This is a genomic window from Vibrio hepatarius (genome assembly GCF_018860525.1).
Classification (GTDB): Bacteria; Pseudomonadota; Gammaproteobacteria; order Enterobacterales; family Vibrionaceae; genus Vibrio; species Vibrio hepatarius_B.
The window spans coordinates 105,770-116,927 of the sequence record NZ_JAHKPM010000054.1 but is presented as its reverse complement, the minus strand read 5'-3'; the positions used below and the strand labels follow the sequence as shown (position 1 = coordinate 116,927).

Sequence of the window (11,158 nt, the reverse complement as noted above, 5' to 3'; positions counted from 1 at the left end):
TAACCGGAGAAGAGCCGTTTTTCTATATCAAACCTACCCAATGATCTTTACTCAAACTTCGACACGTAACCCCAAATGGGGCATTTCCTTGTTAGAAAGTGCCTTGTGCTGATTTTTGTCAGTTTTTTTACTTTGGCAACCTTATAATGACTACAACCAAGTAGGTCTTGTCCCTGTAACCAACTTATTCCTTCACTTAATAGTAAAGCGATGTTTTCTATAGCTGATGATTTTAACAAAAAATAATCAACAAGAAATTGTTCTGCCTTCAAATTTATCCCATGTCGTTTGAGGACATGTGTAATTGGCTGGTTACTTTGGACAATTGGGTATTTGCTAATTTTGTTCATCATTAATTCGTAGTGGGTTATCAAAATCACTAAGTCTATTTTGGAATATGAAGGTGGAGTTATGTATATGCCTACACCCAGTAGTAAAACCAAGTTTATAGTGTATTATGCGCATATTGTTTTATTGATAATGTTAAAAAATTGTGGATGTACGTAACATTGATATGGAAGCTATGTGCCATGTATTCAAACGTTATATCGAATATATGGGGATCGATAAGACGGTGTCTTTCTCTCGGGTCGATACTGAACTTGAACAAGTGAAAACTGTATCAACTAACTACTCATGGCATTTAGCCTATTGGGGAGACGGATTGTATAAGAACTTGCATTCACGTCTTAAGCCAGGGATTAACCTGTGGAATAGTCAGGGCGCACAAAATTTTCGTGAATCAGTGAAAGCGAGCCATAATCGCATCGATATTGTAACCAATCAGGGCTCGCAGTATGACATTCTCTCGATATCTCTACCCACCACCCCTTTACTCTGCGATGTAGTTAGTCAGGCGATTTCGTTCCGTCCTAAGATCAATCATCTTGCGCTTGAGTGTTGGAGTGACAAACCGATAGCAATTTCTATCGCAGGTCTTTCGAGATCAAATTCAACTCAACTAAAGTGTATTGAGGAGAAGAAGTATGTTTTTGGCGATCTGACGTTGACACAAGATGAGTTAACTAGTGTGCGTTACTTCCTTGAGATGAAAACATTTCAGGAAGTGGCAGTCATCAGAGGTTGCAAAGAAGTGGAAGAAGTGCGCCGAATCTATACCATCAAATGTAAACTTGGTTGTGAATGTCAGCCAGATTCGGTCTTTTTTACAAAACTGGTGAAATATGGAGTGGCGGTCACATGTCTGGACAGCTTCATCATGTATCGATAACGGTCAGTGACTTAGTCATCAGCCAAAATTTCTATGCATTTTTTGGTTACCAGCTTGAACGAAGTTTTCAAGACGAGCAGGTCACCATTCATATGTTGGAAAACCAAGGCTCGAGAATCGAGCTTTTTCATTTTTATGGGGATGTTTCTTCCCCAACTACATCCGAATCATTAATCGCGTTAAAAAGAGTGGGGATAACCCACTTCGCTTTACGTGTGAATGATCTTGAAGCCTTTCATCGAAAATTATCGGAAGTCACCAACATTACTACCATTTACAACGCTAGGCTAGGTAGTTTCCGTTACTTTTTCTGTTCAGATCCCGATGGAAATCAATTAGAAGTTATAGAGGAGTAAAACAGAATGTCACTCACTTGGAAACAGCGTACCAGTGCTGTCCTTGGCAATGCGATGGAGTTTTATGACATCGCAGTATTCGCATCGATATCGATGTACATTTCCCAGTTATTTGCCACTCAAGGCATTGCGAACTCAGAGCTGGTGGTGTGGGGCGTATTTGCCTTACGTTTTTTGATCAGGCCTTTTGGTGGTGTCGTGATTGGTCGCTACGCTGACAAATATGGGCGTAAGCGTGCGTTAGTTTTTTGTAATTTACTGACAGGTTTAGCAACCATCTCTATGGCGTTTGTTCCTGTTGATACCGTCGGGCAGTACGTTGTTGTCGTTTTCTTACTATTCCAGATGATTCAATCATTTAGTTTTGGTGGTGAATACCCAACTCTGATCAACTACCTTCTTTATGATGCGAAGAAGTCTGAACGCTCGCGTGTGAGCAGTTTGATTGTTGCGAGCTCCATCGTTGGCGTTATCATTTCTCTACTAATTGTTGCTGTCCTTGAACATTATCTAAGCGCGGGAGAGATGAGTGACTGGGGCTGGAGAGTACCCTTATTGGTGGGTGTAGCTAATATTATAGTTAGCCTGTATTTGCGACTTTCTCTGCCTGAGTTACCTAATGCAGAAGCGGTGGTAAGTAAGTTCAGTCATCAGAGTATTGCTAAAGTCTTCTGTATTTCCATTCTCGGTGCTGTAGTGTTTTATGTGCAGAACTTAGCAAGTGGTATCCTTGGTAAGGCAATGAACATCGAAAACCTCGCATTGATCAACTCGTCAGTGTTAGTGGTATTGCTGTTGGTATTTTCGTTTGTTGTCGACAAGCGTTCCTCACCGCAACAAGCATTCAAAGTAGGTGCGCTGCTTATGCTGTTTTTGGCCGTACCACTGTTTGCTTTACTCGGTTCTAGCGAATTCATTTGGCAAGTGTTATCGGTGCTTGGTATTAGTACTTTGGCGGCAATTATTTTGGGTAACTTGGCCTCATTATTATGGCAACAATCAGCAAACCAAACCACCAGTTTAGGGATTGGATATAACATTGCATTGTCTATCTTTGGTGGTCTCACGCCACTGATTGTGACAGAAGCAATGTTGCTCAGTTCTACCTATGTTGGGGTATACGTTGCTATTGCGACATTACCGGGGTTAGCTGTATTGTATCGCTTCAACACAGGCACTGATCAAAAACCAGTCCAGTTGGCATAGTCACTAGGTTAAAAATGCGTGTCAAGAAAGTCATATTTAACATTAATCGGCTTTCTTGAGTTTTCTATGTGGCTGAAGTGGTCAATAAAACACAAACCTAAATCAGTTTTGTTAACCCCCAAACCCGAGTCAGGATGATACTGCAAATAAATATGCAGCTGGGTAAGTATGATTGTAAGCAAATTGATCAAAAACATGGAATACGCTAAAACAGGGAGGTGTTAGGGGCAGGCCGCTTGAACGGGCATGCGATAGCTTGTTAGCACAACCACTACCTACTGAGTAGGAATGTGCTTTACTGGAGAGATCGTAATCTCGTTCTAAATATTTAGCTAGTGAGGCTAAATACCGCAACATTTATAAAGACACACCTAAAGGACTAGCATACTTACGTTATATTTCTGTTATTTAAAGTTTTTTACTATTGGTTACTTGCTTTTACACTTACTTTTGAAATGGGTATTGACGTTAAACTCAATAAAAATAGAATTACATTCACCCTATGAATGTGTCGGGTGGTTAGAATTATTTTTAACCTATATTTAAATAACCAGAGTTTAATAATGAAAAATAAATTGGCTTTAACAGCCTTTATATCAACGCTATCTTTGTCCACCATTGCTCCAGTACTTGCACAAGGCTTTACAGGAAATCCAGCAGTAAATGTTGCTAATCAGGGTTTTAGCGGCCCTCATCAAGGAATCAATACCATAAGACAGGTTTTGGCAGCAGGTTTTTTTAGCGATGATATGCCTGTGACTTTGATAGGGTATATTAAGGCTTCTCTCGGTGGTGATATGTACTTATTTACTGATGCGACTGGTGAAGTCACTGTTGAAATTGATCATGATAAGTGGTTCGGTCAGTCTGTTAGTCCAAAAAACAAAGTTCAGCTCTCAGGAGAAATTGATAAAAATATCGGCGGAGTGAAAGTCGATGTAGATAGTGTTCGAATTCTCGAATAAGATCAAAACTATTTTGGGGAGGTGTGAAGGCATACTAGCCCTTTAAAATCTCTATTTTAATGCGGCCAACAATTGGTCGCATTGTTGCGCTTGCACTGACACCATTTGCTAATGGTTAGCTCAATCAAACCAACCCAAGGAGATTAATTGTCAACGAGAAGCTCCATGTCAACTTTGTGTATACCCAACCCCCAACCATCCAGTAAATGCGAAACTTCGATTGCACCATACCTCGCGAAAAATGGAGCCGATAAATGGCTGGCTGCGATGTTTTTTTGTTGACACTCTAGTTGCTTTGCTTTTTGAACTACTCTCAGCATAAATTGATGTCCAATACCCATACCTTGAGTGTTGGAGGAAATTAAAATCCAATTTAATCTTTGACAGTCACTTGTGTTACCACACAAACCGAAAGCACCAACAATATCACCGTTGAGTAGACAAACTTCATACCCTTCTGGGTTGCTATCTAAATACTCGGCATAATCTTGTCTTTCATTGGTCGCGAAATAATCTGGGCAGTTTGTGTCAAAAATTGTCAGGCAAGCCGCTTTATCATGAAAAATGTAGGCTCTGAAGCTAACATTGTTTGGCATAATATCACTTTGCTCTTAGTACTGGTTAGACGTTGCTTTAGGTCATCACTTTTTATCATAAATACGCTCCAGCGCTTCAATTCTTTTCCATTGTTTAGCATCAAAGCTTTGCTGCCTTAAGTCGGTGATTTGGGTGTGTTTAAGATCGTCTGATAAGCTTGGAGTCGAGAGGATGTCTTGCCTCTTTTGTAAATAGTGCTCCATGTTTTGATTAAACACTTCACGTTGCTGGTCAATTTCTTCAAGCCTTCTTGCACCTTCTTCACCGACTAAGTTGACTCGAGTTAAGTATCTGTTTTGATTGCTTTGCTCAAGTGACTGGCTAAGTTGCCCCATTAACAAGTTATTTCGCTCGGCACGTTGAATATAAGCCGGTTGACTGGCTATTTTCTCTTGCCGTAATTGCGCTTTTGATTCCTCATCTAAGTCGCTGCGGTTGATGCTTAGCTTGTCGATGGCCAGTTGGCGCAGGCGATTTTCTTCATCAAACAAAAGAGCGATTTGCTGTACAGTAAAATGCTGGTGTTGTAATGTGAGTATTTGTTGGTTGATTTGCTCTAGTGCCGATAAATCCAGTGTCTTAAGCGAACTTGGCTCTAAATCAGCGAGTGCGGTTTTATAAAGAACGAAAGCTTCAAACAAGGTTTCGTCAATAGAAAGCTCTTCTTTATGATCGGAGGCCGAAAATAGATTTTCTCTAATTTGGTCTAAATTTCGCTCACCCATACTGGTTAGGGTATAGTTGAGGAGATCTCGGCTAGAAGAACTATCTACGAGAGTATCGCTTTGTGAGGGCGATTGAATAACCTGAACTCGATCTGCTTGTGAGTGATAAAGAAAATACACCACTCCTGTCAATATTGAGACGAATGCAAACGTGGTAAGAGTGATGCTTTTCACTTGATATTCCTCTATAAGCCTTGCAATTTCAAGCGGTTTGCTTGTTGACGATATAGAGAGACGGGGTCGGTTTCAAACAAGTGGTGAATACCTAATAGACCGTTTGTCTCATCGAGATGGTTCATTCGGTAATCGTCACGAATGACTTGACCTAAATGAGTACTGCACACATCAACTAAGCCATCATTAGGTTCATCAAAAGCAAGGCCTAAGACACCCAAAGCGGCATCTGCTGGATCAAAGAGATTGGTAAAAGAAGACGCACCTGTCCAAGAGTAATAATAGACACCATTGTCGTTTAGTCGCTCACCAGAGCCACATCGAGTCGCCGGAATCGCTTGAGGGTGATGTTGGTTAAAAGCTGCTAGACCTTCGGTCGTTAATGCATCAAGTGTCGCAAGAGGGTCTTGCTCTAGATCGTAGCCTCCTGACAACAGGCCAAGGATGGTTGTCAAGCTCATCGAGAGCTTAACAGCCAACGCTTCAAGTCGTGAATCTCTAGGAACTGTACTACGAACTAAATCGGCTACTTTTGAGCCCTTATTAACACCACCAATACTGGTTACTGAAGCCACCAGATCAGGGCGAACTGAAGCTACATAGCGGACTGTTGGGCTGCCATGGCTATGACCAAATAAGTTAACTTTTTTTGCCCCAGTTGCTGCGAGTAATAGTTCAACTTGATCAAGAAGCTGCTCCCCACGAACTTCAGAACTATTGGTTGCTGAGACTTGAGCGACATACACGGTGGCGCCACTTCGAGCAAGGGCATGGGGAATGCCATAGAAATAATCAACACCCGCCAAAGTATCAAAACCAAACAGGCCATGCACCAGAACTATTGGATACTTCGTTTGGGTATAACCACTGGCGTTAGCAGTCGTGGGCAATCCTACACATAAAAAAATGAGCAAAATAAGTATAAGTTTGTGTTTCAAAATGAATCCCTTCTGGTTTGACCTCTGATGAGTAAATAAACATTAGAAGAGGCAAACCTTTATGCGAAGTTTAGATTCTATTGTACCTCTGTAATTGCGAATAAAGAAACAAAAACAACACAAAAACTTAACATAAATTTAACTTGGTTTTAATTGATAATTAATTCAATAAATCATGGGCTTAATATTCAGCAATGATGGTGAAAATCGGGATTTTTGCGGGTAGAAAACTGGTCGAGGGGGCAAGATGTACTTAGCTGTACATCTTGCAATGCTGCGCTTATAAATGGTGGGTTATTGCCCTTGGATAGCAGTATTGTAACGTTTTAGACCTTGTTCTAAATCGTCTATAAGATCGTCCACACTTTCTAAGCCTATGTGCAGTCTCACTAATGTTCCTCCGAAATTCGGATTAGCAACGCGTCGCAATGTTTTAAAGCTGTTGGGTTCATTGGCCAATATTAAACTTTCAAAGCCACCCCATGAATAGCCCATTTTAAAATGGGTCATACCATCTAAAAGTGCTGTGGTTGCTTGAGGAATGCTGCGCTTGAGTACAAAGGAGAATAAGCCATTTCCTCCACTAAAGTCCCGTTTGAAAAATTCATGCCCAGGGCAAGTGTCGAACGCAGGGTGACGGACATGATCCACTTCTGGCCTTGTTTGAAGCCATTGGGCAACCTTAAGGCTGTTTTCAGCGTGTTGTTTTAAGCGCACGTCTAAGGTTCTTAGACCGCGTAGACCAAGATAAACATCGTCGGGTGAGACACATTGGCCCATTAAATAGCTTTGCTCTCGGAGTTGCTCCCAGTACTGCTCACTCGCTACCGCGGTGCCAAGCATCACATCAGAGTGGCCAACAATATATTTAGTCGCAGCTTGTATTGAGATATCAACGCCATGTTCAAATGGGTTGAAAAGTACACCAGCTGCCCATGTATTATCTAGCATGACGATAATATTGTTCTTGTGGGCTATTTTGGCGAGAGTGGGGACATCTTGAATCTCCATCGTGATTGAACCTGGCGATTCAAGAAAGAGTATTTTTGTATTGGGTTGAATGAGGGCTTCTATACCTTCGCCTATGACAGGATCGTAGTAGGTAGTGGCTACGCCCATTTTTTTCATCACCTTGTCACAGAAATCTCTGGTTGGCTCATAGCAGGTATCCACCATCAAAATATGATCGCCAGTTTCAATAAAAGACAGTATGGCATTGGCAATAGCTGCAGTACCACATGGGTAAAGTGCGCAACCTGCGCCACCTTCCACTTCGGCCATGGCATCTTGAAACGCGAAATGCGTGTGGGTGCCTCTGCGCCCATAGAAAAGCTCTTTGTTACCGCGATTGATTGTGGCGTGACGTTTGTCTGCGACAGTTTCGAAGACGATGGTTGATGCACGTTGAACGGGTGGATTTACCACACCTTTGGTCCATTTTTGTTTTCGCCCCGCCGTGATTAATTGTGTTTGTTTGCCTTTTGGCATTGGAAGTCCTTATCGAAAAATGCATTGCTTTATTTAAAACATGGCAAAACACGAATATCAAGCAACTAAGGTGTGTTTCTTTTTATTATCGTGTTTTTTATTGTTAGTAGGGGTGGAGTTTAGAGTAAAGGGCTAAATTGATAATACACATGTTCAAGCAAACGCGAATATAAGGAACGATTCTCCCACTCTTTCAGCATCACCTCATGCGATGAGTCAATGTAGCTTTGCTGTAAGCTGTACATTTGATGGGTGAACGTTTGATCGTCTATCGCCAGTGTTAGTTCAAAGTTAAGCCAAAGGCTGCGCATATCCATGTTGACGGTTCCCACCAAACAAAACTGTTGATCGATAACAACGGACTTGGTATGCAGCAAACCTCCATAGAATTCAAATATTTTAACTCCAGTTTTTAATAGCTCAGCATAAAATGCACGTGATGCCCACTGAACCATTAAGGAGTCATTTTTTTGTGGGATGATCAATTCAACCGTGACGCCTCGTTGTGCTGTCAATTTTAATGTTTCGAGTAAACCTGCACTTGGAACGAAGTACGGAGTAGTAATTCTTACCGATTGATTAGCCTGGTTAATCGCCAAGTTGAGTACCTGAGAAATAAGGTGGTCGGGCATCCCGGGGCCTGAAGGTACAACTTGTATTGGGTGTAGCGGATTATCTTTATCCACATGGGATACAGGTAATTGGGGGAGGGAACGAGAACCTGTTTCTACTTCCCAATCCCAACAGTGTATGGCAGATAATACATTGACCGTCGGGCCTGTGATACGCACCATGATATCAATCCATTGGCCGACACCTGACCCCTGCTTAAAATAGGCTGGGTCGACTAAATTCATCGAACCTGTGTAGGCAACTCGATCGTCAATCACAATGATTTTTCGGTGTTGACGTAAATCCAAACGTCGAAGAAATATCCTCCAAGGGCTCACTTCAAGCGCTTGAACGATTTCTACACCAGCAGATTTCATCATCTTTACCCAGTGACTTCGGAAAAACCTCGGGCTTCCGGCAGAATCGAGAAGTAATTTTACTTTAACACCGCGTTTTGCAGCTTGTATTAAAGCAGAAGAGACAGCGTCCGCTAAGCCCCCAGGATGCCAGATATAGAACACCAGTCGAACACTTATTTGTGCATTTTCGATATCATTAATGATCGATTGAAGTATTTGTTCAGGTGAATTTTGTAACGATAATGTGTTGCCGCAGAGAGCTGGCAATCCGAGACGATTATTGCAGAGCTCATCAATCCGATAGATATGCTGGCCAAAGTTTTTTGGGTCATGGGCGCGACAGTTATTGAGTTTGGTAAACCAGTTAGCAAAAGGAGTAAGCATATCTCTGGCTCTTTCTGCCCTTTTATGACCTAAGTTGAGTTCCCCGAATAGGAAATAAAAAAACACACCCACAATAGGAATGATGTAAATGATCATTAACCAGGCAAGTGAAACGCTGACCGCCCGCCGCTGAAATACAACACGTAGAGTCACGCCTACGACAAGTAGCCAGTATACTGCTACGCCAGCTAGGGTGAGGAAGTGATAAAACTTTTCCATTCGACTTCTACTTAAATCAATCAATTAGGTAAATGAGATAACAGGGTAAATCATAAAGTGAGTTAACACCTACGGCAATAAACATTTATTTATAGAGATTTGCTTTACATAATGTGAGCTACACTACGCATCAACTGGCATAATTCGATTAAGGTGTTAATGGTCTTCAGGTAAAAACGAGTTGTGATTAAAAAAGCACCAGTTAAATGTGCTTAATGTTAATTATGCATTAATTTATAAAGAATGGCCTTCCAATTATAATCTTAAACTGGTCTACTTACCATTTTGTTAGCGTCACATAAGATTGTTATGTGTGTAAAATTTTTTGTACAAACCTTTTTGGCGCGCTAACGTCTGTAAACGCAACTTAACGAATTTAAATGGAGTAATCGTGGCTACGACTACAAATACCCAACCCCGTGATACTTGGGGTTCTAAATTAGGCTTCGTGATGGCTGCTGCAGGTTCTGCGGTTGGCTTAGGCAATATATGGAAGTTTCCTTATACCGCAGGTGAAAGTGGGGGTGGTGCTTTTGTTGCCATATACCTTATTTTTGTCATTTTTATTGGCTTTAGTGTCATGCTGACAGAATTCGCCATCGGCCGAAAAACAGGTTTGTCTGCTGTTGGCGCATTTAAGTCTACTGACCGACGCTGGACATTTACAGGTGTGATGGGCGTTGTCAGTGGATTGCTCATTATGGGGTTTTATCCTGTAGTGGGTGGCTGGGCACTGGCTTATATCTTCAAAGTGGGAGATGGATTGCTTAGTGCGCCGAGTGCGATTGGTGATAGCTTTGGCAACTTTATCTCTGATCCTCTCCAGCCGATAATGTGGATGGGTGTTTACTTATTAATGAATGTCCTCATTGTCATGAAAGGCATTTCAGGTGGAATTGAGAAAGCCGGTAAAATATTAATGCCTTTGCTTTTCTTGATTCTGATTATTGTGTCGGTAAAAGGTTTAATGTTGCCGGGTGCAAGCGCTGGGCTAGAGTTTTTGTTTACGCCGGATTTCTCAAAAGTAGATAGCGGAGTTGTACTGGCTGCTTTGGGGCAGGCTTTTTTCTCTCTTAGCCTTGGTATGGGTTGTATGATGACTTATGGCTCTTACCTAAAGAAAAAAGAAAACCTAGTTCAAACGACAGGGCTGGTTACTGCAATGGATACTGGTGTCGCTATTTTGGCTGGTATTGCAATGTTCCCAGCAATGTTTGCGTTTGGTATGGAACCTGCCGCTGGACCAGGGTTAGTGTTCGTTGTTGTTCCACAGTTGTTTGCTGAAATGGGCGGCGCAATTGGAATTCTTCTTGCATTGCTTTTCTTTATCGGTTTAACGGTTGCCGCTTTGACTTCATCGGTTTCTCTGTTAGAAGTTGTCGTATCGTACCTTATTGACGAAAAAGGAATGAAGCGCTCTACGGCTGTACTATCTGCAAGTGCGGTTATGTCGGTATTATGTGTCTTTGCTTCTTTATCGTTAGGTGGTGTAGGCCCAACACTATTTGGTACGGGTTCTTTCGATATATTCGATTTGTTAACGGATAAAATTTTCCTTGCTGTTGGTGGTATGTTGGTTTGTATCTTTGCTGGGTGGCGTTTAAACCGAGCTGATCTTGAAAAAGAAATTACCAATGATGGCGAAGTGTCTTTTCCTCTGTTTGGCTTATGGTACAACTTAATCAAATATATTATTCCAGTTGCTATCGCCGTTGTTGCTTTCATGGGCATAAAATCGGGCTTTGATAGCGGTAAGGGAGCTGTAATGCTACTTGGAATTGGAATTATTGCTATTGCGGGCTTATTTTCAAAGAAAATGTAGTCTCCGCTCAATAGTATGACAACCAAAAATAGGGAGCAACAATGTTCCCTATTTTATTTCCTGCTTATCAAGCTATGGTATT

Annotated in this window: 10 protein-coding genes; 5 read left to right on the top strand and 5 right to left on the bottom strand. The window is 41.6% G+C overall.

Annotated features, from left to right (window positions below; genetic code table 11):
* Positions 1 to 493 precede the first annotated feature (493 nt).
* From KO511_RS16065 to KO511_RS16050, 4 genes are all read left to right on the top strand, one after another.
* Entirely contained in the window at positions 494 to 1,231 is a 738-nt protein-coding gene (locus KO511_RS16065; RefSeq protein WP_215988418.1) for a hypothetical protein, read from the top strand.
* Positions 1,201 to 1,587 carry a VOC family protein gene (locus KO511_RS16060; RefSeq protein WP_215988417.1) on the top strand — a complete coding sequence of 129 codons (387 nt, stop codon included), beginning with the start codon at positions 1,201 to 1,203 and terminating at the stop codon, positions 1,585 to 1,587. The genes KO511_RS16065 and KO511_RS16060 overlap by 31 nt, the downstream gene beginning before the upstream one ends.
* Before the next feature lie 6 nt (positions 1,588 to 1,593).
* Positions 1,594 to 2,793 (top strand): MFS transporter, encoded by a 1,200-nt coding sequence (locus KO511_RS16055; RefSeq protein ID WP_215988416.1) that lies wholly within the window; start codon positions 1,594 to 1,596, stop codon positions 2,791 to 2,793.
* Positions 2,794 to 3,356: 563 nt separating this feature from the next.
* A complete protein-coding gene (locus tag KO511_RS16050) occupies positions 3,357 to 3,758 on the top strand; it encodes a YgiW/YdeI family stress tolerance OB fold protein (protein WP_215988415.1) in 402 nt (133 codons plus the stop codon).
* Between the two features lie 143 nt (positions 3,759 to 3,901).
* Here KO511_RS16050 and KO511_RS16045 read toward each other — a convergent pair whose 3' ends face one another.
* The 5 genes from KO511_RS16045 to cls form a co-directional block, all read right to left on the bottom strand.
* On the bottom strand, positions 3,902 to 4,354 hold the full coding sequence (locus KO511_RS16045) for a GNAT family N-acetyltransferase (RefSeq protein WP_215988414.1): 453 nt from the start codon (positions 4,352 to 4,354) through the stop codon (positions 3,902 to 3,904).
* Positions 4,355 to 4,399: 45 nt separating this feature from the next.
* Positions 4,400 to 5,254 carry a lipase secretion chaperone gene (locus KO511_RS16040; RefSeq protein WP_215988413.1) on the bottom strand — a complete coding sequence of 285 codons (855 nt, stop codon included), beginning with the start codon at positions 5,252 to 5,254 and terminating at the stop codon, positions 4,400 to 4,402.
* An 11-nt stretch (positions 5,255 to 5,265) separates the two neighbouring features.
* A complete protein-coding gene (locus KO511_RS16035) occupies positions 5,266 to 6,192 on the bottom strand; it encodes an esterase/lipase family protein (RefSeq protein ID WP_215988412.1) in 927 nt (308 codons plus the stop codon).
* 294 nt (positions 6,193 to 6,486) lie between these two features.
* Entirely contained in the window at positions 6,487 to 7,680 is a 1,194-nt protein-coding gene (locus tag KO511_RS16030) for a cystathionine beta-lyase (protein WP_215988411.1), read from the bottom strand.
* A gap of 119 nt (positions 7,681 to 7,799) precedes the next feature.
* A complete protein-coding gene (cls, locus tag KO511_RS16025) occupies positions 7,800 to 9,254 on the bottom strand; it encodes a cardiolipin synthase (RefSeq protein WP_215988410.1) in 1,455 nt (484 codons plus the stop codon).
* Positions 9,255 to 9,645: 391 nt separating this feature from the next.
* Here cls and KO511_RS16020 point away from each other — a divergent pair, with 391 nt between their 5' ends.
* Positions 9,646 to 11,076 (top strand): sodium-dependent transporter, encoded by a 1,431-nt coding sequence (locus KO511_RS16020; protein ID WP_125321805.1) that lies wholly within the window; start codon positions 9,646 to 9,648, stop codon positions 11,074 to 11,076.
* The last annotated feature ends 82 nt before the right edge of the window (positions 11,077 to 11,158 follow it).

What these genes read in the sequence shown, in the direction of transcription:
- KO511_RS16050 (WP_215988415.1), top strand. Translation starts at nt 3,357, where the DNA reads ATGAAAAATAAATTGGCTTTAACAGCCTTTATATCAACGCTATCTTTG.
- KO511_RS16060 (WP_215988417.1), top strand. Translation starts at nt 1,201, where the DNA reads ATGTCTGGACAGCTTCATCATGTATCGATAACGGTCAGTGACTTAGTC.
- cls (WP_215988410.1), bottom strand. Translation starts at nt 9,254, where the DNA reads ATGGAAAAGTTTTATCACTTCCTCACCCTAGCTGGCGTAGCAGTATAC.
- KO511_RS16055 (WP_215988416.1), top strand. Translation starts at nt 1,594, where the DNA reads ATGTCACTCACTTGGAAACAGCGTACCAGTGCTGTCCTTGGCAATGCG.
- KO511_RS16030 (WP_215988411.1), bottom strand. Translation starts at nt 7,680, where the DNA reads ATGCCAAAAGGCAAACAAACACAATTAATCACGGCGGGGCGAAAACAA.
- KO511_RS16045 (WP_215988414.1), bottom strand. Translation starts at nt 4,354, where the DNA reads ATGCCAAACAATGTTAGCTTCAGAGCCTACATTTTTCATGATAAAGCG.